General features: G+C 44.7%; 23 protein-coding genes and 1 other annotated feature. Of the genes, 21 read left to right on the plus strand and 2 right to left on the minus strand.

Annotation, left to right across the window (positions count from 1 at the left end):
• The first annotated feature begins 62 nt into the window (after positions 1 to 62).
• Complete coding sequence (locus tag ABEW32_RS16500) at positions 63 to 779, plus strand: response regulator transcription factor (protein WP_430189411.1); 717 nt, start codon at positions 63 to 65, stop codon at positions 777 to 779.
• 1 nt (position 780) lies between these two features.
• Positions 781 to 2,223 (plus strand): ATP-binding protein, encoded by a 1,443-nt coding sequence (locus tag ABEW32_RS16505; protein ID WP_430189413.1) that lies wholly within the window; start codon positions 781 to 783, stop codon positions 2,221 to 2,223.
• Positions 2,224 to 2,440: 217 nt separating this feature from the next.
• Here the strand turns inward: ABEW32_RS16505 and serA are convergent, their stop codons facing one another.
• The gene (serA, locus tag ABEW32_RS16510) at positions 2,441 to 4,033 is read right to left on the minus strand and encodes a phosphoglycerate dehydrogenase (protein ID WP_430189416.1); all 1,593 of its coding nucleotides are present in this window, start codon (positions 4,031 to 4,033) and stop codon (positions 2,441 to 2,443) included.
• Positions 4,034 to 4,293: 260 nt separating this feature from the next.
• Positions 4,294 to 4,544: a binding site (T-box leader), on the minus strand.
• A gap of 186 nt (positions 4,545 to 4,730) precedes the next feature.
• Here serA and ABEW32_RS16515 point away from each other — a divergent pair.
• Positions 4,731 to 5,318, plus strand: coding sequence for a CPBP family glutamic-type intramembrane protease (locus tag ABEW32_RS16515; protein WP_430189419.1), 588 nt, complete (start codon positions 4,731 to 4,733; stop codon positions 5,316 to 5,318).
• Positions 5,315 to 5,662, plus strand: coding sequence for a hypothetical protein (locus ABEW32_RS16520; protein WP_430189422.1), 348 nt, complete (start codon positions 5,315 to 5,317; stop codon positions 5,660 to 5,662). Before ABEW32_RS16515 ends, ABEW32_RS16520 begins: the two co-directional genes overlap by 4 nt.
• Before the next feature lie 148 nt (positions 5,663 to 5,810).
• Here ABEW32_RS16520 and ABEW32_RS16525 read toward each other — a convergent pair whose 3' ends face one another.
• Positions 5,811 to 6,707: a polysaccharide deacetylase family protein gene (locus ABEW32_RS16525; protein WP_430189425.1), complete on the minus strand. Its 897-nt coding sequence runs from the start codon at positions 6,705 to 6,707 to the stop codon at positions 5,811 to 5,813.
• Positions 6,708 to 6,800: 93 nt separating this feature from the next.
• Between ABEW32_RS16525 and ABEW32_RS16530 the strand changes: the two genes are divergently transcribed.
• The 17 genes from ABEW32_RS16530 to ABEW32_RS16610 all read left to right on the plus strand — a co-directional run bounded on the left by ABEW32_RS16530 (position 6,801) and on the right by ABEW32_RS16610 (position 22,031).
• Positions 6,801 to 7,178, plus strand: a complete 378-nt coding sequence (locus tag ABEW32_RS16530) for a hypothetical protein (protein WP_430189427.1) — start codon at positions 6,801 to 6,803, stop codon at positions 7,176 to 7,178.
• A gap of 196 nt (positions 7,179 to 7,374) precedes the next feature.
• Positions 7,375 to 7,989, plus strand: a complete 615-nt coding sequence (locus ABEW32_RS16535; protein WP_430189429.1) for a genetic competence negative regulator — start codon at positions 7,375 to 7,377, stop codon at positions 7,987 to 7,989.
• Positions 7,990 to 8,073: 84 nt separating this feature from the next.
• On the plus strand, positions 8,074 to 8,769 hold the full coding sequence (prsW, locus tag ABEW32_RS16540; RefSeq protein ID WP_430189431.1) for a glutamic-type intramembrane protease PrsW: 696 nt from the start codon (positions 8,074 to 8,076) through the stop codon (positions 8,767 to 8,769).
• A 265-nt stretch (positions 8,770 to 9,034) separates the two neighbouring features.
• Positions 9,035 to 10,420 carry a germination protein YpeB gene (gene ypeB, locus ABEW32_RS16545; protein ID WP_430189433.1) on the plus strand — a complete coding sequence of 462 codons (1,386 nt, stop codon included), beginning with the start codon at positions 9,035 to 9,037 and terminating at the stop codon, positions 10,418 to 10,420.
• 164 nt (positions 10,421 to 10,584) lie between these two features.
• Positions 10,585 to 11,244 carry a flagellar brake protein gene (locus tag ABEW32_RS16550; RefSeq protein WP_430189435.1) on the plus strand — a complete coding sequence of 220 codons (660 nt, stop codon included), beginning with the start codon at positions 10,585 to 10,587 and terminating at the stop codon, positions 11,242 to 11,244.
• 129 nt (positions 11,245 to 11,373) lie between these two features.
• Entirely contained in the window at positions 11,374 to 12,081 is a 708-nt protein-coding gene (gene cmk, locus ABEW32_RS16555) for a (d)CMP kinase (protein WP_430189437.1), read from the plus strand.
• Positions 12,078 to 12,671 carry a lysophospholipid acyltransferase family protein gene (locus ABEW32_RS16560; RefSeq protein ID WP_430189440.1) on the plus strand — a complete coding sequence of 198 codons (594 nt, stop codon included), beginning with the start codon at positions 12,078 to 12,080 and terminating at the stop codon, positions 12,669 to 12,671. The genes cmk and ABEW32_RS16560 overlap by 4 nt, the downstream gene beginning before the upstream one ends.
• 118 nt (positions 12,672 to 12,789) lie before the next feature.
• Positions 12,790 to 14,016 (plus strand): 30S ribosomal protein S1, encoded by a 1,227-nt coding sequence (gene rpsA / locus ABEW32_RS16565; RefSeq protein ID WP_430189443.1) that lies wholly within the window; start codon positions 12,790 to 12,792, stop codon positions 14,014 to 14,016.
• A 147-nt stretch (positions 14,017 to 14,163) separates the two neighbouring features.
• The gene (gene der, locus ABEW32_RS16570) at positions 14,164 to 15,486 is read left to right on the plus strand and encodes a ribosome biogenesis GTPase Der (protein ID WP_430189445.1); all 1,323 of its coding nucleotides are present in this window, start codon (positions 14,164 to 14,166) and stop codon (positions 15,484 to 15,486) included.
• Positions 15,487 to 15,497: 11 nt separating this feature from the next.
• Entirely contained in the window at positions 15,498 to 16,106 is a 609-nt protein-coding gene (gene plsY, locus ABEW32_RS16575) for a glycerol-3-phosphate 1-O-acyltransferase PlsY (RefSeq protein WP_430189448.1), read from the plus strand.
• Positions 16,099 to 17,139, plus strand: a complete 1,041-nt coding sequence (locus ABEW32_RS16580) for an NAD(P)H-dependent glycerol-3-phosphate dehydrogenase (protein ID WP_013371696.1) — start codon at positions 16,099 to 16,101, stop codon at positions 17,137 to 17,139. The genes plsY and ABEW32_RS16580 overlap by 8 nt, the downstream gene beginning before the upstream one ends.
• A 164-nt stretch (positions 17,140 to 17,303) precedes the next feature.
• Positions 17,304 to 17,579, plus strand: a complete 276-nt coding sequence (locus ABEW32_RS16585) for a stage VI sporulation protein F (protein WP_430189451.1) — start codon at positions 17,304 to 17,306, stop codon at positions 17,577 to 17,579.
• Positions 17,580 to 17,757: 178 nt separating this feature from the next.
• Positions 17,758 to 18,408, plus strand: coding sequence for a hypothetical protein (locus ABEW32_RS16590; RefSeq protein WP_430189453.1), 651 nt, complete (start codon positions 17,758 to 17,760; stop codon positions 18,406 to 18,408).
• A gap of 42 nt (positions 18,409 to 18,450) precedes the next feature.
• The gene (locus tag ABEW32_RS16595) at positions 18,451 to 18,801 is read left to right on the plus strand and encodes a 2Fe-2S iron-sulfur cluster-binding protein (protein WP_430189456.1); all 351 of its coding nucleotides are present in this window, start codon (positions 18,451 to 18,453) and stop codon (positions 18,799 to 18,801) included.
• A gap of 247 nt (positions 18,802 to 19,048) precedes the next feature.
• Positions 19,049 to 19,186 carry a hypothetical protein gene (locus ABEW32_RS16600; RefSeq protein WP_013371690.1) on the plus strand — a complete coding sequence of 46 codons (138 nt, stop codon included), beginning with the start codon at positions 19,049 to 19,051 and terminating at the stop codon, positions 19,184 to 19,186.
• Positions 19,187 to 19,224: 38 nt separating this feature from the next.
• Positions 19,225 to 20,703, plus strand: a complete 1,479-nt coding sequence (gene spoIVA / locus ABEW32_RS16605; protein ID WP_013371689.1) for a stage IV sporulation protein A — start codon at positions 19,225 to 19,227, stop codon at positions 20,701 to 20,703.
• Positions 20,704 to 20,915: 212 nt separating this feature from the next.
• The gene (locus ABEW32_RS16610) at positions 20,916 to 22,031 is read left to right on the plus strand and encodes a sugar ABC transporter substrate-binding protein (RefSeq protein ID WP_430189459.1); all 1,116 of its coding nucleotides are present in this window, start codon (positions 20,916 to 20,918) and stop codon (positions 22,029 to 22,031) included.
• The last annotated feature ends 57 nt before the right edge of the window (positions 22,032 to 22,088 follow it).

A 22,088-nucleotide genomic window follows, 5' to 3' on the forward strand; every position in this document is an offset into this window, starting at 1 on the left:
GACCAACCACGGGAAAATAGTAAAATAGAGAGAATGCTTTTTTTAGCGAAGGGGCTGGGAATATGTCAGAACAAAGCAACCGCATATTAATTGTAGATGATGAAGAACGCATTCGCCGCCTTCTGCGAATGTATCTGGAAAAAGAAGGATACGTGATTGAAGAAGCTGAGGACGGTGAGATTGCTCTCCAAAAAGCGACTGCAAGCGATTACAGCATTATTTTGCTCGATGTGATGCTTCCGGGTATGGACGGGATTGAAGTGTGTACACGGCTGCGTCAAACCAAATCTACACCCGTGATTATGCTGACAGCTAAAGGCGAGGAAGTGAACCGCGTGCAAGGCTTCGAAGTCGGAGCTGATGACTATGTGGTCAAGCCCTTCAGCCCGCGAGAGGTTATCTACCGAGTAAAGGCAATTTTACGGCGGTCGTCGGAGACTGCTTTCTTAACGAAAGAGGCCGTGCCGAGCAATAGTATTGTTTTTCCAAATCTTATTATTGAGCATGATGCACACCGGGTAACTGCGGGTGGAATTGAAATCAGTCTAACGCCTAAAGAGTACGAGCTATTGCATTATTTGGCGGTATCACCAGATAAAGTATTCTCGCGCGAGGAACTGCTAAAAGACGTTTGGAATTACGAATTTTTTGGTGATCTGCGCACCGTGGATACGCATGTGAAACGGCTTCGTGAAAAGCTGAATAAGGTATCGCCAGAGGCAGCGGCTATGATTACGACCGTATGGGGCGTAGGTTATAAGCTGGAGGTTCCAAAATAACGTGAACTTCTGGAGATCGCTGGTAGGCAAGCTGTGGATCACCATCATATGTCTTGTAGGTTCTGTGCTTATTTTTCTGGGGCTTTTTTTATTGCCATATATCAATAGAAATTTTGCGGCACATGAATCGACGGAAATCAAGCATTTATTCACCTATACTTGTATCGTCGGATTTTTATTGACAACCTTTTTTGCCCTGTTTCTTTTTACTAAAATCACACAGCCTATGCAGCTGTTGATTCAGGCGGCGAATGCCATCCGTGAGGGAAGGTATGATACTCGGCTTTCGCTGGTGACCAGTGATGAGATTGGAGAGCTGGCGAAAACTTTTAACCATATGTCTACGGAGCTGGAAGCAACGATCCGCAGTCTGAATGAGGAAAAAAACCATTTATCCAGCATACTGCGAAGCATGTCTGATGCCGTAATTACCTTCGACAGAGGTGGACAAATCATCTTGATGAATCCGCCTGCACAAAATTTGCTGGATGTTTGGAAAAAGCTGGAGTGGCAAGGGCGTGATCTGGAAGAATTCGGAGCTTCTGTGCCTGAGCCTTTGCTGCCTCTGTTCCATACGGTTATGGACAGAGGGGAGGATGTCGGAGACTATATTCATGTCAAGAAAGGCTCCTGGTCAGTGCAAATGGCGCCGCTGTATACGGATAATGCTATTCGTGGTGCAGTAGCTGTACTTAGAGATATTACGGAAGAAGTAAAACTTGAGAAGATGCGTAGCGATTTTGTGGCCAACGTATCTCATGAAATCCGTACACCCTTATCTATGATGCAGGGATACAGTGAGGCTTTGCTGGACGGCATGGCAGGTTCACCAGAAGAGTCCGAGGAGCTAGTACAGGTCATCCATGATGAATCATTGCGTATGGGAAGGTTAGTCAAGGATCTGCTTGATCTGGCCCGAATGGAGGCAGGTCATACAGACATGTATCGTCAGCAAGTGGATGTGAACGAACTGATCGAGCGTGTCCACCGGAAATTTACGGTCCGTTCCAAGGAACGGGGACTGATCCTCGATTATTGTGAACCAGAACAACGCTTGCTGTTGCCTGAGGCAGATGAAGACCGACTGGAACAGGTCTTGACCAATTTACTCGATAATGCGTTCAGGCATACGCCCTCTGGTAAAAAAGTGACCATTGCGGCGGATCAGATTCTGGGAGAACGGAATGAGTTAATCCAGATTCGAATTAAGGATGAAGGCGTGGGTATTGCCAGCGAGGATCTACCTTATATTTTTGATCGTTTTTACAAGGCAGACAAGGCCAGAGTACGTGGTGAGGACAAAGGAACTGGACTAGGGCTTGCTATTGTCAAAAATATAATAGAGGCTCATGGAGGCTCTGTCTCAGCTGCCAGCGTACTGGGAGAAGGAACGGAATTTACTATTTTGTTGCCGATTTCCAACAAGACAAGATTGGCGCTGTAACAAGCACATAAGCGACGGCTTATACCCCCAGTCTCCAGGCATCCTCGGAAGAGGGTGCTTTTTGTTGAAAAATCAACATTTATCTTGTTCAACGTGGAACAATCTGTTTCAAGATTACTGCTTCTATGTTAGATAACCGTATAAGAAAAGGCGCCTCGGTAGCCGGGCGCCTTTCTTTATTAATAAAAAGCCAAAGGGTTTTCAACACTCACTGGAGCTAATCCAGCACTACTTCCTGGGCTGTATTAAGTTCTGGCAATCCTACAAGTTGAATCAGCACATCTTTAGGAACAGCTTTATCGACGGTCAGGATCATGATAGCTTCACCGCCAACAATTTTACGTCCTACTTGCATGGAAGCGATATTAACGCCGTTCTCCCCAAGCAAGGTGCCGACACGACCGATAATGCCTGGCTTATCATTGTGGGAAATGAGCAGGAAATGAGCCTCTGGTGCCACATCTACTGGGAACTGGTTCAATCCAACAATACGTTCACCATAGCCAGCAAGCAGCGTACCAGATACACGTTGTTCTTCGCCGCTTTGTGTTTTGAGCGTAACGGTGATCAGGTTGGTAAAGCCCTTCGTGGCAGGCGCCTGAGATACGACAAGATGAATATCACGTGTTTTGGCGAGATGTACAGAGTTTACGATGTTCACATCGCTGCCCAGATGGCGGCTAAGTACACCTTTTAAAATGTAACGTGTAAGAGGCTGTGTATCTACAGAAGACAAATCGCCCGCGTAATCTACCTGAATTTCACGTACAGCCTGGTTGGTGATCTGAGCAGCAAAGCTGCCGAGCTTCTCTCCGAGCGTGAAATATGGCTGCAATTGCGTCATGACGTTAGAAGGTACTGGTGGCATGTTGACAGCATTTTTGAATGGCTCATCACGCAAAATATGCAGCACCTGCTCAGACACGTCGATTGCTACGTTCTCCTGAGCTTCGACGGTCGAAGCACCCAGATGCGGTGTAACGATAATTTTAGGATGGCTCAGGAACGGATGATCCTGTGCTGGTGGTTCTGACTCGAATACGTCAAAGGCTGCGCCTGCAACGATTCCTTCATCAATGGCTTCAACGAGAGCACGTTCATCGATAACTCCGCCTCGGGCACAGTTGATGATGCGCATTCCTTTTTTCATCACTTCAAACTGCGGACGAGCTATCATATGCTTTGTTTCTGGTGTTAGTGGTGTGTGTACGGTCATGAAATCTGCGTTGCGGATAATTTCGTCCACGCTGGCCAGCTTGATGCCCAGCTTCTCAGCGCGTTCTTCGGTCAAAAACGGATCATAGCCCAGGATGCTCATGCCAAATGCTTTGGCGCGTTTAGCCACCTCACTGCCGATACGGCCCATACCGAGGACTCCCAGGGTTTTGTTACGCAGTTCGACACCGAGGAATGTTTTACGGTCCCATGTACCACCGATGGTTTTAGCGTAAGCCTGTGGAATATGACGAGCTAGTGCCATCATCATGGCAAAAGTGTGTTCACATGTCGTAATTGTATTACCGTCAGGAGCATTAATAACAATAATTCCGCGTTGTGTTGCTGCTTCAAGGTCGATGTTGTCCACTCCGACCCCGGCACGTCCGACAACCTTGAGGTTTTTACCTGCCGTCATGATGCGTTCGGTTACCCGGGTTTGGCTACGGACGAGTAATGCGTCATAATCACCAATAATTTGAACCAATTCATCTTCGCTTAGACCTGTGTTCTTGTCCACTGTGACATCGGCTGCATCCATCAGCTGCTGAATGCCCAGGTCACTGATAGGATCGGATACTAACACTTTAAACATTTGGTTTCCTCCTCAAAGTTAACTTCTTTTATGGACAGGATGTATTTCGAATTGAAATACATTCCATAAAGAACATGAAAAAACTTGAAATACTTCTAAAAGTACAGGAGAACGGTCTGAATACTAGCGTGATAACGCATTGACGCAGAAAAGGAATAAAATAGTATTATGCACTAAACTGACAACCAAAAGACTTATGTGGAGCCATTTTACGGTTTTCGGGCATCAAAAAAACTCCCGAATCACATACTATCTCCATAGTAAGGGACGAGAGTTATCGTGGTACCACCCTAATTCGCAGCCATTTCGCAATGGACTGCCTTCAGCGGTCATAAAATGACCGAAAGGATAACGGTTTTCTGCCGATTGCATCTAATGTCGGAAAATGATTCCCTGGACCTCGGTGCAATAACTCAGGAGCGCTGAAAGTAATTAGTTCGCCACCGGCTTCCACCCAAACACCGGTTCTCTGAGGACGAAATCAATACCTTTTCTCCATCATTGTTGTTGTCGCTAATAATTTTTTCATAATGTATCATGGCTTACATGGGCATGTCAATAGGACATGCGACATGTGTGGATAGACGACTAGATACATAGCTACAGAATGCGGAAAAATTAAGATTTAAGTCTTCTTGAATCCGCCCGACTTTTTGGCTATGATGCTAAAGAAGACTAAGCAGAGGACTAACTAACTATGAAAAAGCTTAAAGTGAAATGGAAAAGAGCGCAAATTCATGAATTGAATGACCGCTTGCTGCTTTACAATTTGTATTTAACTCAGGGGCTGACCCTGCTGATTGGCGTAATTTGGATCCTACTTCAGAAAAGAAATGTGTTTGAATTATTTGCATTGCCGAGCACATTACACGTCTTATGGTGGGGATTAGGACTCGCGGCCGCTATGCTATTGGTGGATTTGCTGCTATCCCGAATCATGCCCGAGGATGCCATGGATGACGGTGGCATTAACCAAATGCTGTTTCAAAATCGCCCGGTTTGGCATATTATTTGTATAGCTGCTATCGTCTCCATCTGTGAGGAGCTCCTGTTTAGAGGTGCGATTCAGTACAGCTTTGGTCCTTATTGGACAAGCATTTTGTTTGCGGTTATTCATATCCGATATTTACGGCACTGGATTCCTACGGGCTGGGTGTTCCTTAGCAGTTATGGATTAGGATATATATATGTGCAGACAGGCAGCCTGTGGGCACCGATCATTTGTCATTTTGTGATTGACCTTATTTCTGGCTTAGCGTTACGTTTTCGGAGGTATGAAGAATGAATCAGGAACTTAGCAGAGTGCAGACCTATGGTAGCCGCCGAAATGGTCGCAAAGGCAAGGAGGAGGACAGGTCAAAGCCAAAACCAAAACCGGTTCGCTCCCGCGCTTCACGGCCCATGCCAGAATTGGCTGACGTTGCCGCTGCACCAGAAGTTGCTGTGACAATGGAGGAGGACACTCCTGCCAGTGAGTACCGAACACGGACAGAAATGTTTCCGTCTCGCCGTATTCGGGTAAGTAAGTGGTTTTTAAATTTTTTGAGCACTCTTTTTGTGCTTATCACAGCAGCATTGCTATGGTGGGGAATTAAGGGAGCACCACCCATTAGTGAAATGCTCTGGTGATATAAAGGCATAGTTACAGTTTGCGTCTAATACGTGCATACAATGTTACGGTCAAAAGGTCAAAAGGCCTCATCTCCAACCAAATATGTGGAGATAGAGGCCTTTTGACATTATCTGCATTGATCATACGAGCATGTATGCAAATTATTTATGAACTGGGAGGGGTCTCAATGCTTTGTGGATCGACAAATTGGTAACCCTTCTGCTCCAGGCGCGTCAATAGACTGTCCAACGCCTCCGCTGTCCATGGCAGTTCATGCATCAAAATATTGCTGCCCGGATGCAGTTGTTCTGTAACGTTTTTAAGAAGTGTCTCCGTTTTATGAGGTTGACTCTTTTTCATGGTCCAGTCCAGAGAACCGACGGACCAAGTCATATACAAGAGCCCATTTTCCTTAGCAACTTTACGACCTACGTCTCCACCAGCACCATGTGGGGGACGGAAGAACACTGGTGCTTGACCTGTAGTATCTTTAACGATTTTTTGTACCGTTTCAATTTGTTTTTTGACCTCAGCCTCAGATTTATTCTTGAGAATGATGTGGTCCCAGCTATGGTTACCAATAGGCTGTCCACGGTCATGAATAAGCTTAAGCAACTCAGGATGTTCTTTTACACGATAGCCGTTTACAAAGAAAATTGCTTTTGCTTTGTGCTTCTCCAATACATCTATGATTTTGTTAATCATGGCTGCTTCCTTAGGACCATCATCAAAAGTCAGCAACACTACCTTTTTTTCGGCACCTTTTTGATTAGGAATGACGTTGTAAGCCTTGTCCAAGTGATACATTTTGTTAGTGGTAACTGTAGTTGTTGATACTGTAGTTTCATTATTCTCGACGGCGGATTTGTCATTTTGTGTATTTGATTTACTTACTGCTGTTTGCTCATCACTAACTGCTTGCTTACTGCTTTCTTTTGTGGAAGAGACACTGCTCTGATCTTTGGCACTGTTACTTGTATTTGCAGATTCCGACTTAGTCGCAGTGCAAGCACTAAGCAGCAGACATGCGGTTAGCAAAATGGCTGCTGTTTTTGTACCCATTAATTCATCTCACCTTCCTGTATTTATACCGTATGAGTTTGTCCTTGCTGACGAACACTAAGCTTGATTCTAACACAAAGGGAGGTTCTAATAGTGAAAACATCTTCATTTTTCCTGGGAATCGTCTTGGGAGCTGTCGCAAGCTCTTTGATCTCTCGTAACCGTAATATGTTGGGCTTATCCATGGACATGGGCGGAAAAAAAGGCGGGAATTTGGTACAGAAAGCCCGTACAAAAATGATGGACGCCGCATTTCCGGGCATGGGTGATATTGCGCTTAATACACAAGACACCCATAAGAGCCATGATCATCGTTCAGAAGCAGATAAAACTGTTTATAATGCCCAGACTGCCAAGAGCAAAGAAGACAATATGAGGTTGATTAAAGAGTTTATTAGCTCAAGTCCCGATGTTAAACGTGAGGTCGAGCAAATATTGAAAGAAACTCATACAGCCGTACCGGGATTGTAACCCGAAACCTCTATTCCGAATCATTTTGCGGCTTTTTTGTTAAAGCCGTTCAAATGATTCTTTTTTTTATCATTTTTATTCGTGCATTTACGATTATAAAATGATAACATGATTACATAGAACCATTTTCATCACAGGCATCATATTTGAATCATAATCTGCTAATAACACTCGGCTGCCAGGAGGAGGGTCCAGTATGAAAATAGAAAGATTAAGTCAGGACAAGATACGGATTTTCCTTACCTTTGACGATTTGAGCGAACGGGGTATCCAAAAAGATGATATGTGGCAAGAAATTCCAAGAGTTCATGAGCTGTTTACTGAAATGATGGATCAGGCATACAGCGAACTGGGCTTCGACGCCACGGGACCGTTAGCGGTTGAAGTCTTTGCGCTTCCTGCTCAGGGGATGGTTGTTATCGTCACTCGGGGAAAATACGATCACCAGCAGTACGGCTCGGGTCCCGATGAGGAGCTTCCAGAGGAAGTCTACGAAATGGAAGTCACCATGGAGCACAGTGATTCCATCGTTTACGCGTTTAGCGATTTCGAGGTACTCATAGAAGCGGCTCATATGCTCCGTAGCAATACTACGGAAGCAGGTAAGCTGTATCATTATAGAGGAAAATGGGTTCTGCATTTGGAGCCAGAAGAAGTAGAAGAGTCCAAGCTCGCAGCTTTAATTGCCATTCTGGCCGAATTTGGGGAAGGTTCATCCGTAACACCAGCTATGCTGGAAGAGTACGGTAAGCTAATTATTCCTGAACAGGCAGTTGCTGTCATCTGCACTCATTTTGACAGCCGTTCATGATTTGGTTTAGAAAGTGATAATGAAGTTAATTTGTCGGCTCTGCGCTGAAAGCAGGGCCGACTCATTTTTTTGGAGGGATGATCGGTGCTCGTGTTTTCGGTTTTAGCGGCAGCTACAGCGCCGGATCTCGCCTTATTAATGTATTTTTACTTAAAGGACCGATATGATTCAGAGCCCCTGCACATGGTTATCAAAGTATTTTTGCTCGGTTTTTTGGTGGTGCTGCCGGTCATGATCTTCCAACGCGGGCTGTTGCTGTGGTTAGGGGATCACACGTTAATTCAGGTGTTTGGTATTTCCGCTGGTGTGGAAGAGTTTTTTAAATGGTTCTTGCTGTATCACATCATCTATAACCATACAGAGTTCGACGAGCCTTATGACGGAATATTATATGCAGCCGCAGTTTCGCTAGGATTTGCCACGGTTGAAAATTTATTATATGCCTGGGCGGGGCATGCTTCGATCAGCATGCTGCTAATGAGATCATTGCTACCGGTATCCGGTCATGCGATGTTTGGCGTTATGATGGGCTATTATATGGGGAAAGCCAAGTTTTCAGAAGGTATGAAAAGTAAATATATGCTGCTTCTGTCATTAATGCTTCCATGGTTTTGGCACGGAGTATATGATTTGATTTTGACAAAGTTTTCGCACGATTGGATCTGGTTTATCATTCCATTGATGGCATTTCTATGGTATGGAGGAATGGCAAAAATCAGTCGAGCAAATAACCGTTCTCCCTTTCGGATGCTGAAACGGGAAGAAAAGGTTAATATGTAATGAAATAGGACACACTGATCTGACAAACCCTGTTAGAGAAAGAGGTGTCTTTTTTTGCGTATAAAAGTAAGAATTCATTGTAAAAGATGTGGGGAGCGCTTTGTTCTGAGAGGACGAATGGAGCAAGGACAGATTCAAACCGGTTTTAAACGCTGTATTTGCGATAACTGTGAGTTTATTGTTGAAGTCATGGAAAACCATGCATAAGAGAGCTTTCTTCTTGTCACACTATCGGTAGTGTATTTGAAGAAAGGAGACTCCCAATATGTATAAGCGACTTAGTGCCGTAATGTTCCCGGTGGTTACCCTGATTATGATAGGAGCGTTTGTATGGGGTTATCAGCAAAGCCAGATGAGAAAAGAGGTGTCTGCTCAGGCTAATAGCATGTCAATTAAAGCGGAAAATCAATACCAGCGTGCATTTCACGATTTGTCATTCCATATGGACCAGCTGCATTCCCAACTTGGTAACGCGGTTGCTGTCCATAATACTTCACACGCGATGCACCGCAAATGTTTGATGAACGTGTGGAGGATTACAAGTGAAGCCCAAAGTGAGGTCAATCAGTTGCCTCTCAATGTAATGCCTTTTAATCATGCTAAAGATTTGCTGTCACATCTATCTGCATTCTCGTACCAGACCGCTGTTCGCGATCTGGATCACGAACCTTTAAGCGAGAAAGAAATATCAAATCTGAAAACGTTATATAACAACTCCAAGGAAATTTCAAAAAACATGCATGAGGTGCGGCAGAAAGTCCTAAGCAAAAACTTGCGCTGGATGGATGTTGATGTGGCGGCAGGTTCTCAAACTGGACCGAAGGACAACACCATTATTGATGGCTTTAAAACCGTGGACAAAAAAGTAGAGAACTACAAAGAACTGGATTGGGGACCATCTGTCGCAAGCATCTATAATAAGCGATCAGTTAAAAAGTTGAGTCTCCCGGTAGTAGATGCAGGGCAAATTAAGCGGAATGCCGCTGAATTTACAGGAAAACCAGAGAGTCAGATTCGTGTGAACGAAAACGGCAAAGGAACAGAATGGGCGTCTTATACAGCTACGTTGCTGAATAAGCAGCAACCTGTGGCCACGATGGACTTTACGAAAAAGGGCGGCAAGCTCATTTCTTATCATGACATGAGAGAAATAGGTCCTAAAAAAGCAACTCGCACTGAGGCGCTTCGATATGCAAGTCAATATCTTGAACAAAAGGGCTACAAAGGGATGAAGCCCGTCGCGTATGATGAAAGAGGGAATCTAGCCAACATTACATTTGCAACCCAGCAAGGGGATGTGATTATCTATCCAGAAAAAATCACGGTTAGATCAGGCTTAGATAATGGACACGTGATTGGTTTTCAAGCCAGCGATTATGTCTATGAACACAATCACCTTCGTCGTATTCCTCAGGCAAAATTGGATTTGAAAGCAGCACGCGCGAAGTTGAATCCTGAGTTTCGCGAAACTTACCACCGAAAAGCACTAATCGAAAATGAACTGTCGAATGAAGTTCTGTGCTATGAATTTGGCGGTAAAATCAACGGTTCCATTTATCGAATTTACATTAACGCAAACACGGGAATGGAAGAAACGATTGAGCAGGTAAAAGATTCAGATGAACCACAAGCTACGGCAAGTAATGCCTAGTTGATTACACTAAAATGAATCTATAGCCACTTTAAACCTCCTTTTTAAGGAGGTTTTTTGTGCTTTAGTCATGGTTATAGCAAATATAATGCTTAATATAGGCACAAAGTCGTGGTATTATATACCTTAATTATAGCTTTAAATGGACAAGGATGGTGAATCGTTTGTTTCCGAAAATTAATGATGTGTTATACATACAAGTTGCTAGTAGCGATCAGAAGGAAGAATCTTTTGAATTTAAGTCGCGTATTGCGGAAGAGGATTCACAGAACTTTCTAATTGAAATTCCCATGTCACAAACAAACGGACGCTTGAAAAAGTTGTTTCTGGGGGAAGAACTATCTATATTTTTTATGAGTGAGGGTGGGATAAAAAACTATTTTAATACCCACGTTACAGGCTTTAAAGAAGATGTACTCCGAATGGTTCGCATTCACAAGCCTGTTCCTGATAGTATCAGCAAGGTTCAGCGTCGAAACTTTCTCAGGGTGCAGGCTAATCTGGAAATTGCGGTTAAGCATGGTACAGGCGAATCCAGATTTGTAGCAGTGACGCATGATGTTGGAGGGGGAGGCGTGTCTTTTCAGACTCAGGGTTCACATCATCTTGAAGAAGGAGAATCATTATCCTGCTGGATTTTGGTTCCATGTAAAAATGGCACTCAGGAGCATGTTCCGTTCCAATCTGAAATTGTGCGCATTCAGCAGATGGAAAACGGTCGTAAACTCATTATGCTGAAATATGAGAAAATCGCTGATCAGGAGCGCCAAAAACTGATTAAATATTGCTTTGAAAGACAGTTGGAATTCCGAGAGAGAGCGTAAGCATCAGAAGGTTTTCTTTTTTAGTAAACCTGCCGCTTATTTTGCATCGCCTATAAATGTGTGGTATAATTTTCACGTCGCAGGCAATGCCTGCTTTTTTCTTGAGGTTAGGTTAGGAGGAAATCCCTGTTGGCAAGGCATCATGTATCTTCAATTAACAAAATAAATGTAGCCATTGATGGACCTGCTGGCGCAGGGAAAAGTACAGTGGCCCGCTTGGTGGCGAAAGCACTTTCTTATGTATATGTAGATACTGGAGCCATGTATCGAGCTGCAACGTGGTACATGATGCGCAAAGAAATTCCTGCAGAAAATGTACAAAAAGTGCTTCAACATGTACCTGAGCTGGTGATTGAATTAGTACCAGACCCCACAGGCCAAAAGGTTTATTGTAACGGGGAAGATGTAACCACTGTGATTCGTTCGATGGAAGTGACTAGCAATGTGTCACAGTATTCGAGTATTGCTGGTTTACGTGCTCGCTTGACTGAGAACCAGCGTGAAATGGCTGCGCGTAAGGGTGTCGTCATGGACGGACGCGATATTGGAACCACTGTGCTGCCCGATGCGGAAGTTAAGGTATTCATGACCGCAAGTGTTCAGGAACGAGCCTCTCGTCGTTTTAAAGAACTGAGCGAAACTGATAATATCACTCTGGAACAGCTTGAACGTGACATTGCGGCACGTGATAAGCTTGATGAGGAGAGGGAAGTATCCCCGCTTCGTTGCAGTGAGGACGCCATCGTGCTTGATACGACCCATATGGGCATTCAAGATGTCGTTGATACAATCGTATCTTATTGCTTAACGGAGAAGGATGGAGAGATCAGCCAATGATATATACTGTATGCGCCAGTATTTTGCGTCTCATTTACCGCGTTCTGTTTAGGCTTGAGGCGGTAGGCAGGGAAAATGTTCCTGCTGAGGGTGGAGTGCTGTTGTGTTCTAATCATATTAGTAATCTTGACCCTCCTACAGTTGGTATCTTGCTGAAGCGAAAGGTTCACTTTATGGCTAAAGCAGAGCTGTTTAATGTTCCTGTATTGGGACCGCTGATCGACAAATTGGGAGCTTTCCCAGTCAAACGCGGGGGCGTGAGTAAGGAGTCCATTAAACTGGCTTTGAACATTTTGCGTGACGGTAAGGTTATGGGGATTTTCCCCGAAGGCTCCAGAGGAGCTGGAGGAATTGGTAAAAAGGGTGCTGCCAGTTTTGCACTACGTAGTGGAGCGGCTGCCGTTCCGGTCGCCATTGTTGGTGATTACAAGCTTTTCCGTAAAACGAAAGTGATATACGGTAAACCTGTTAATTTGGACGCTTACCAAAAGGGTGCCGATATCGAAGGAGATCCTCTAGAACTGGCAACAGAAGCAATTATGTCACGTATTCGCACGATGAGGGAAACTGGTAAGCCTACGAATGATTGAAAGGCTTGCATGAATTGTGTCTAAGCTCGGAAAACTAGAACAATAATATATTTTGTTTTGAACTCTGCCACGCGCAGGTTTAAATAAATGGTTTTTTTGAATTGAGGAGGGTATTGACATGTCGGAAGAAATTAAAAATCAAGAAGCTGCTGAAGCGGCAAATCAAGACGAGCTCGATCAAATCGTCTCCCTGAAAAAAGGTGACACTGTTAAGGGAACAATTGTGAAATTGGAAGATAACCAAGCGGTAGTAAGCATTGGATATAAATACGATGGAGTTATTCCAATTCGCGAATTGTCTTCTGGTCTGGACAATGCAGAAGAAGCAGTACAAGTAGGCCAAGAAGTTGAAGCTAGAATTATCAGCATCGATGACGGCAAGGAAAAACTTGTTCTCTCCAAACGTGCAATCGACAGTGAAAATGCTTGGGAAAAGCTGGAGAAACTGTTCGAAAGCAAAGAAGTATTTGAAGTTGTTGTGAATGATGTTGTTAAAGGCGGCATCGTAGTAGACGTAGGTCTGCGCGGATTTATCCCTGCATCTATGGTAGAACGTCATTTTGTTGAAGATTTCAGTGATTACAAAGGCCGCACATTGCGCGTTGTTGTAAAAGAACTGGATCGTGAAAACAACAAAGTGATCCTTTCCCAAAAAGACGTGCTGGAAGCAGAATTCGAAGCTAACAAACTTAAAGTAATGGCTGAGCTGAAAGAAGGACAAGAAATCGTTGGTACGGTTCAACGTCTCACTCAGTTTGGTGCTTTCGTAGATGTTGGTGGAGTGGACGGTCTGGTTCACGTATCTGAAATTGCTTGGACTCATGTTGATAAGCCTTCTGATGCTGTTTCTGAAGGAGATCAAGTGAAAGTGAAAGTCTTGAAAGTAGATCCTGAAAAAGGAAAAATCAGCCTGAGCATGAAAGCTGCACAGCCTGGTCCTTGGGAATCGGCTGCTGGACAATTCAACAACAATGACATCGTAACTGGTGTTGTTAAACGCTTGGTTAATTTCGGTGCATTTGTTGAGATCGCTCCTGGTGTGGAAGGTTTGGTTCATATTTCTCAAATTTCCCACAAACACATTGGAACTCCACAAGAAGTTCTGGAAGAAGGACAAGAAGTTAAAGTTAAAATTCTTGAAATGAACCCTTCTGAAAAACGTGTTAGCCTGAGCATTAAAGAAACTGAGGAAGCTCCTGAAGCTGCTCCAAAAGCAGAAAGAGCACCACGTGCATCTCGCGCACCTCGTGAGGAATTGAATAATCCTAATGTTTCCCTCAACAATTCCGGGCTGAGCATTACGCTTGGTGAGCGTTTTGGTGATAAGCTGAACAAATTTAAATGAGTTTAAATCAATATATTTTATAATAAGCATAACGTACACCATCGGCGGACCCAGAGGGTTCGCCGATTGTTGTTACGCGACTATATCGCCAATAGGTATGTTTTTTGCTATGATGATAGCGGAAGAATTGACAGGAGGAGTGAATTTATGGCAAGACCCGTTGTGGCTATCGTTGGTCGTCCGAATGTGGGTAAGTCCACAATTTTTAATCGGATTATCGGGGATCGTTTGTCCATCGTGGAAGATAAACCAGGAATCACTCGTGACCGTATATACGGTATATCGGAGTGGAATGGTAAATCCTTCAGTATTATTGACACCGGCGGCATTGAGATTGATGGCGAGGATGTTATCTTGAAATCCATCCGTATGCAGGCCGAACTTGCAATAGAAGAAGCAGATGTTATTGTATTCATGAGCGATGCGAAAGCAGGAATAACGCAAGCGGATGAAGAGGTAGCTCAAATGCTATATCGTTCGGGGAAACCGATCATTGTAGCAGTAAACAAGGTGGACAATCTCAGTCGTGCCGATCTGATCTATGAGTTTTATTCTTATGGATTTGGTGATCCAATTGCTGTTTCTGGCAGTCATGGCACAGGGATCGGTGATCTTTTGGATGCAATTACGTCCAATTTGCCTGAGCTAGAAGAAGACCATTATGATGAGGACGTTATACGTGTCGCTTTGATCGGACGTCCGAATGTAGGTAAATCTTCACTCGTCAATGCCATTCTAGGAGAAGAACGGGTTATCGTCAGTGATATTGCAGGCACAACGCGTGATGCAATTGACACCCCTTTTGAAAAAGACGGTCAAAAGTATGTGCTGATTGATACGGCAGGTATGCGTAAACGTGGTAAAGTGTACGAAACGACAGAAAAATATAGTGTAATGCGTGCGATGCGTGCCATCGAGCGTGCAGATGTTGTACTGGTCGTTATTAACGGCGAGGAAGGCATTATTGAGCAGGATAAACACATTGCTGGCTATGCTTATGAAGCGGGTAAAGCATCATTGTTTGTCGTTAATAAATGGGATGTCGTAGATAAAGACGATAAAACGATGCACCAGTTTGAGACGAAAATTCGTGACCACTTTCTGTTCATGACCTATGCTCCGATTGTGTTCTTATCTGCAAAAACAAAACAACGCCTGCAAAAGCTGCTTCCTGTTGTACAGCATGTAGCACAGCAACATGTTCTGCGTATTCAGACACATCTACTGAATGATGTAATTTCCGATGCGGTTGCCATCAATCCACCACCAACAGACAAGGGCCGTCGTCTGCGTATTAACTATGTGACTCAGGTTGCTGTTAAACCGCCTACAATGGTTGTATTCGTAAATGACCCAGAAATAATGCACTTCTCTTATGAGCGTTATCTGGAGAACAAAATTCGCGCCGCCTTTAATTTTGAAGGAACTCCAATTCGTATATTTACACGGCGCAAGTCTGACGAAAGTTAGGAGCGAATAGGTTGATTTTACAGATCGTTGCCATCGTACTCAGTTACTTGCTTGGCTCTGTCAGCTTTAGTTTGCTGTATGGAAAATTAAAAGGAATCGACATTCGCCAGCATGGAAGCGGCAATGCTGGAGCGACGAATACGTTGCGTGTGCTTGGAAAAGGCCCAGCTATTCTGGTACTGCTGCTGGACGTACTTAAAGGGGTTATTGCGGTGCTGATAGGGCACTGGTTGGGTGGAGAATCATCCTGGTTACCGGGTTTGTGTGGCATTGCTGCGATTGCAGGCCATAACTGGCCGGTATATTTTCACTTTCGCGGAGGCAAAGGGATTGCGACTGCGATTGGTGTATTGGCATCGCTTGCCTTTCTACCGGCATTATATGCCGGAATCATTGCGATACTTGCCATCGTAATGACGCGTTATGTATCTCTGGGATCTCTAATTTTTGTTATTTTGACCCCTTGGATATTACTCGTACTTGGTTTTGCTTGGCCGTTATTTTGGACGGCTCTAATCATTTGTCTGTTCGCTGTGTGGAGACACCGCACTAACATAGTCAAGTTGGTACGAGGAAATGAGAATAAGCTTGGCTCCAAAGGAGGAGATCGTCTTGTCTGAGAAAATAGCTGTGCTGGTCGCAGGGAGTTGGGGAACAGCCCTTGCTTCCGTACTTGCGACCAATAACAACGATGTCTCTGTCTGGACGAGAAGCGAACAACAAGCTGCTGAGATCAATGAGAAGCATACGAATGAGCATTATTTACCGGGTTCTATTTTATCTGATCGCATTTCAGCTACAACGGATATGCAGACTGCGGTATCTGGAGCTAAAGCGGTGATCATTGTATCTCCTTCGTCTGCTGCTCGGCAGGTTGCACGCAGTTTGAAGGCTCATTTTACCAAAGATATGTTGGTAGTACATGCCATTAAAGGCTTTGAAACAGAGACACTCAAGCGTATGTCCACGGTGATTTCGGAGGAACTAGAAATCGCGGAGGATGATATTGCTGTGCTGTCAGGTCCGAGCCATGCGGAGGAAGTAGTAAAGAAATGCCCGACAACGGTTGTTGTAGCTTCTTCCAATGAGAAGGCTGCACAGGCTGCTCAGGGGCTTTTCATGAATTCCTATTTCCGCGTCTATACAAACCGTGATTTGCTCGGTGTAGAACTGTCCGGTGCGCTTAAAAACATTATCGCTCTAGGCGCGGGAATGTCCGATGGACTTGGCTTCGGTGATAATGCCAAAGCGGCTTTATTGACCCGCGGCTTGGCTGAGATTACCCGTGCTGGAGTTGAGATGGGTGCTAATCCGCTAACCTTTGCCGGACTTGCTGGTATAGGCGATTTAGTTGTCACTGCAACAAGCCGTCACAGCCGTAACTGGCGTGCAGGATCACTATTGGGACAGGGCCAGCAGCTTGACGCCGTACTGGAATCTATGGGTATGGTCGTAGAGGGGATTCGTACGACAAAAGCAGCATACGCTATCTCGCAAAAATTGGGTGTTCAAATGCCTATTACAGAAGTGCTGTATGGAGTGCTTTTTGAAGGGCGCGATGTTCGCAAGGCCGTTGAGGCATTAATGGGTCGCGATCCAAAAACTGAGATGGAAGTCATGCCACTTCAAACGTGGGAGCAATGGCATTCCTAAGGGTACAATGGATCTTTTAAAGTAAAAGGTTGTCTCATGAGTAGATTTTTCTACGATGAGACAGCCTTTTTAGTTAGGCGTGAGGCATGTCTTTTGCATGCTCAATCACCTTTTGTCTCACCCCCTCATAGACTGAGTTGAGCAATGGCGGAGGAGGGGAGATTGTGAGTAAAAACTTTCCGAAAGATGCATTGAAGGCCATTAACAAAAAAGGCGGCAAAAACATATCTGAAAATGCAGTAAAAAAGCTGGCAAGCACAGTAAAGCCGGACACGCTTCAAAGTGAGGCGCAGTTGCGTCAGCTTATCAAACAGGTGTCTGCGATGGCTAACATTCCAGTATCGGAAGATACCGTCAGAGATATTGTCGGAGCCGTCAAAAAAAGCGGAATGAGTCCTTCCAACATGGAAGCGTTAATGAAAATGATGATGAAAAAATAATACGCTGGCCGCATGAGGATTGGTTTTGTTTACCGTGAACCGAAAAGGTTCGCGGTTTTTTTTATATTTTGAGGCAGTGAAGTGACTGTTCAGTACACAAAATGTCGAACTGCCATGTCGAACATGTTATAATGATGCCCATCAGGAAACGGGAGAAAAGACGGCAAAGGGGGGAACGATGTTGAAGGAGGCAATATCATCAGTGTTAGTGAATAGGCTGCCGCATAATTTGGCCGTTGCGCTGGATACCTTGACAGAGAACTGGTCAGCAGTATCGGTTCCGTGGATGCTGGGGGGTAGCTGTGCTTTACTTGTGCAAGAAGTTGAACTGGACCGCCTACCTCGGGACATTGATATTTATGCAGATATTCATGCTGCAAAACAGTTACATGCGCACTCGCCGGATGTGAGTATAGACCAACAGCAGGTTGACCGTAGCGGATCTTATGTTTCTTTGCTAAGCCACTATGAGCTGGAGGGATTTCCAGTCGAATTGGTGGGAGGGTTTGAGATTTTATGTAATGGGGCTTTATATCGCTTAGAGGTTGAGCGTCTACTCTGGTCAGCGGGGATACAGCTTGATCTGGAAAATACCTCACTGCGTCTGATGCCTCTCAGTCATGAGCTGCTATTCAATCTGTTGCGAAATCGTCCCGACCGCTATCAAGCGATTGCAGAGGTCATGAAGCGAGACCCGCAACGGCACATAGGAATACTCACACAGTTATTGATCAGTAACATTTGGAATAAGGAGCAGCTGTACAAGCTCGGAGAACTTCTGCCTTGGCCAGAACTACACTCCTTAATTCAGATGAGTAACAAAATATAAGTTGATTACATGTTAAGAGGAAAAGGAAATGGAGGACCGTTTATGAATGTGCAAATTACGTTCAAGCCGTCAGGCAGGCGTGTACAGGTCGGACAAGGCACGTCATTGCTTCAGGCTGCTCGTAAAGCAGGTGTGTATATTCCTACTCGTTGTGATGGAAAAGCAGCCTGTCTGATGTGTAAGGTGCAGATAGCACCGGAACAGTCTGAGCTCGCAGGTCGTCCTAATGGTGCAGAACAGCGTAAGCTAGGGTCTTTACTGGATGAAGGAATGCGTTTATCCTGTCAGGCTCGCGTTCAAGGGGATATGGAGGTAACTATACCTGAGGATCGACTCAAGGCGGCTATTAGACGGCAACTGGAACGTCAGGCGCTTGATGACGAGCTGTGGTAATGACTGTTATATCAGTAGAACAAAAAACAAAGGATATTTCTCGACGCTTAGAAACGGTCAAAGAAATATCCTTTTTTTATTTAAGTCTAGCAACCATGTCATGGAGGATGCTTGCTACGCATATATTAGATGAGTGGACCCAAACGTAAAATATTTTCCCTGCCATGATTACTATGACGTAATCTATTTTAAAAAATCTAAACATATTTTACGGAGGGGATACATATGATGGTATCAGTCCAAATGCATGTACGAGTTTACGCCGTTTCGCCGATTCCATCAGTCTCCTGAATCTCGGCGGCGGACGACTTCCGGGCATTTTAAAGGCTGTTCTGCCGCATCTGGGATCAAGCAGTTGGTTGAACACGAAGCGGATGCTCTTTAAGCATTTTTCCTTCGGAGACTTTTGAGGAGGGGATTTCATTGGAGAAAGTGGACATTTTTAAAGACATTGCCGAACGCACCGGAGGAGACATCTATCTTGGGGTCGTCGGCGCAGTCCGAACAGGAAAATCAACGTTTATCAAGCGGTTTATGGAAACGATCGTACTGCCCAACATTACGAGTGAGGCCGATCGTGCCCGCGCCGTAGACGAGTTGCCGCAAAGTGCGGCAGGGAAGACGATCATGACGACGGAACCTAAATTCGTACCGAATAATGCCGTCCAGATCAAAGTAACGGAAGGACTGGACGTGAATGTACGTCTGGTTGACTGTGTGGGATACGCCGTAGAAGGTGCAAAAGGCTATGAGGACGAAAATGGTCCAAGGATGATCTCTACACCATGGTTTGAAGAACCCATTCCTTTTCAGGAAGCGGCAGAAATTGGTACACGCAAGGTTATTCAGGAGCATTCAACACTCGGTGTGGTGGTTACCACAGACGGCACCATTGCTGAAATCCCGCGCAGCTCTTATGTAGAGTCGGAGGAACGCGTCATTGAAGAGTTGAAGGAAGTTGGCAAGCCATTTGTTCTGGTTATCAACTCCACGCATCCACGCAGTGATGAAACACTCCAACTGCGTAGTGAACTGGCTGCCAAGTACGATATTCCAGTCATGACACTCAGCGCAGCGACTATGACGGAAGATGATGTTACAGGTGTGCTTCGTGAAGTATTATATGAATTCCCAGTGCATGAGGTGAATGTGAATCTACCAAGCTGGGTTATGGTATTGAACGAAAATCACTGGCTGCGTAGCAACTATGAAAATTCCGTTCGTGATACAGTTAAAGATATTCGACGCCTGCGCGATGTAGATCGGGTGGTCGGCCAGTTTATGGAATATGAGTTCATCGACAGAGCCGGATTAAGCGGAATGAATATGGGGCAGGGCGTAGCTGAAATCGATTTGTATGCGCCTGATGAGCTGTATGACCAAATTCTGGTTGAAGTCGTCGGAGTAGAGATTCGCGGCAAGGATCATTTGCTGCAAATGATGCAGGATTTTGCCCACGCTAAACGGGAATATGACCGCTTTGCCGAGGCACTGGAAATGGTCAAGACTACGGGATATGGTATTGCTGCACCGTCATTGGCCGAGATGGCACTGGATGAACCGCAGTTGATTCGACAGGGCACAAGATTTGGAGTGAGGCTTAAAGCGACAGCTCCTTCCATTCACATGATCCGTGTCGATGTAGAATCGGAATTTGCTCCGATTATCGGAACAGAGAAGCAAAGTGAGGAACTTGTGCGTTACCTGATGCAGGATTTTGAGAATGATCCAATCAAAATTTGGGAGTCAGACATATTCGGACGTTCGCTGCATTCCATTGTGCGTGAAGGCATTCAGGGCAAGATTGCCATGATGCCAGACAATGCACGCTACAAACTTCAGGAAACGCTGGGTCGCATTATTAACGAAGGCTCTGGTGGTCTTATTGCTATCATTCTTTAAGGCTAAGTTATAACCAAATATGTGTAAAAGAAATACCGTAGAGAGCTGGCTGCTCTTTACGGTATTTTTGTTGTTGAATTGTTATTTTTTGTTATGTGATATCGTGAATTTTTCTATATTTAATAAAACCTATTTACATACTTGGTTTAACGCGATATATTAAGTATCAAATTTGAAACAAATTAGTGGATGGAACGAGGGGGAAACAAGTCATGTATATCCAAAAAGGGCTCCAAAAAAACAAGAAGCTAGGGCTCGGAGCCATCATGTTGCTGGTGCTGGTTATATTGGTCACAGCATGTGGTGCGCCAAAAACAGAGAGCGGCGCTCAAGGGACAGGCACTGCAGGAACGAGTACGGGTGACGGAAAAACAGATAGTTTAAATCTAAAGGGTAAACGGGTTGCTTTGATCATGGAGTTTAACACGGGTACGTTCTCACAGCAGTATGTTCAAGGTGTGGAGGATGAAGTTAAAAAATTTGGTGGTACGCTGACCAAGTTTGTTGCAAATAACGATAAGGCTAAAATGGCTTCTTTGCTAGATAGTGCAATTAACCAGCAGTTTGATGTCATTTTGACTGATCACGGTGACGCATTGCTGGAGCCAGGACTTAAAAAAGCAATTTCCCGCAATATCCCGGTTATCGTGTTCGATGCCGCGGTCAATGTTCCGGGTGCGGTAGTGCTCTCACAGGATGACCAAAGCATGGCGGAGCTGACGTTGGAGCAAATGAAAAAGGACATTGGTGGCAAAGGAAACATTGTGAAGGTATGGGTTGCAGGATTTGCACCAATGGAGCGCCGTCAGGTTGCTTATGATGCATTTTTGAAATCCAATCCAGATATTAAAGAGATTGCAGCTTTTGGTTCAGCTCAGAATCCTGCTTTGGATACGCAAGCCAAAATGGAAGCTGTGCTAAAGCAATACCCTAAAGGAAAAATCACAGCAGTGTGGGCGGCTTGGGATGAATTTGCCAAAGGTGCAGCTCGTGCGATACAACAAGCTGGGCGTACCGAAATTAAAGTTTACGGGATTGATATGAGTGATGAAGATTTACAAATGATCCAGGACCCGAAAAACCCATGGGTGGCTTCAGCAGCCGTAGATCCAACAGATATTGGACGCGTACAAGTGCGCTATGCATACCAGAAGTTGCATGGGGATAACCCTGAGGAAAAAGTTGTTCTGAAGGCAGTATATGTGCAACGCGAAGAATTGCCAGATAAGCAAATTTCCACATCCGAGTTGTCTCAATATGTGAAAGGATGGGGCAAGAGTGAGCAGGGCTACAAGGATTGGATGAAGGATTATGAAACGTCCAAATAAAATGGATGCATAAAGCAAATACAAAGGCGCGCTTCGGCGCGCTTTTATTATAAGCGG

Source organism: Paenibacillus jamilae (genome assembly GCF_050482105.1).
GTDB classification, from domain to species: Bacteria; Bacillota; Bacilli; order Paenibacillales; family Paenibacillaceae; genus Paenibacillus; species Paenibacillus jamilae_B.

Excerpts from the sequence above, each read along its gene's own strand:
- ABEW32_RS16500 (WP_430189411.1), top strand. The coding sequence starts at position 63 with ATGTCAGAACAAAGCAACCGCATATTAATTGTAGATGATGAAGAACGC.
- serA (WP_430189416.1), bottom strand. The coding sequence starts at position 4,033 with ATGTTTAAAGTGTTAGTATCCGATCCTATCAGTGACCTGGGCATTCAG.
- ABEW32_RS16515 (WP_430189419.1), top strand. The coding sequence starts at position 4,731 with ATGAAAAAGCTTAAAGTGAAATGGAAAAGAGCGCAAATTCATGAATTG.
- ABEW32_RS16520 (WP_430189422.1), top strand. The coding sequence starts at position 5,315 with ATGAATCAGGAACTTAGCAGAGTGCAGACCTATGGTAGCCGCCGAAAT.
- ABEW32_RS16525 (WP_430189425.1), bottom strand. The coding sequence starts at position 6,707 with ATGGGTACAAAAACAGCAGCCATTTTGCTAACCGCATGTCTGCTGCTT.
- ABEW32_RS16535 (WP_430189429.1), top strand. The coding sequence starts at position 7,375 with ATGAAAATAGAAAGATTAAGTCAGGACAAGATACGGATTTTCCTTACC.
- ypeB (WP_430189433.1), top strand. The coding sequence starts at position 9,035 with ATGTATAAGCGACTTAGTGCCGTAATGTTCCCGGTGGTTACCCTGATT.
- ABEW32_RS16560 (WP_430189440.1), top strand. The coding sequence starts at position 12,078 with ATGATATATACTGTATGCGCCAGTATTTTGCGTCTCATTTACCGCGTT.
- rpsA (WP_430189443.1), top strand. The coding sequence starts at position 12,790 with ATGTCGGAAGAAATTAAAAATCAAGAAGCTGCTGAAGCGGCAAATCAA.
- der (WP_430189445.1), top strand. The coding sequence starts at position 14,164 with ATGGCAAGACCCGTTGTGGCTATCGTTGGTCGTCCGAATGTGGGTAAG.
- ABEW32_RS16590 (WP_430189453.1), top strand. The coding sequence starts at position 17,758 with ATGTTGAAGGAGGCAATATCATCAGTGTTAGTGAATAGGCTGCCGCAT.
- ABEW32_RS16595 (WP_430189456.1), top strand. The coding sequence starts at position 18,451 with ATGAATGTGCAAATTACGTTCAAGCCGTCAGGCAGGCGTGTACAGGTC.
- ABEW32_RS16600 (WP_013371690.1), top strand. The coding sequence starts at position 19,049 with ATGTACGAGTTTACGCCGTTTCGCCGATTCCATCAGTCTCCTGAATCT.
- ABEW32_RS16610 (WP_430189459.1), top strand. The coding sequence starts at position 20,916 with ATGTATATCCAAAAAGGGCTCCAAAAAAACAAGAAGCTAGGGCTCGGA.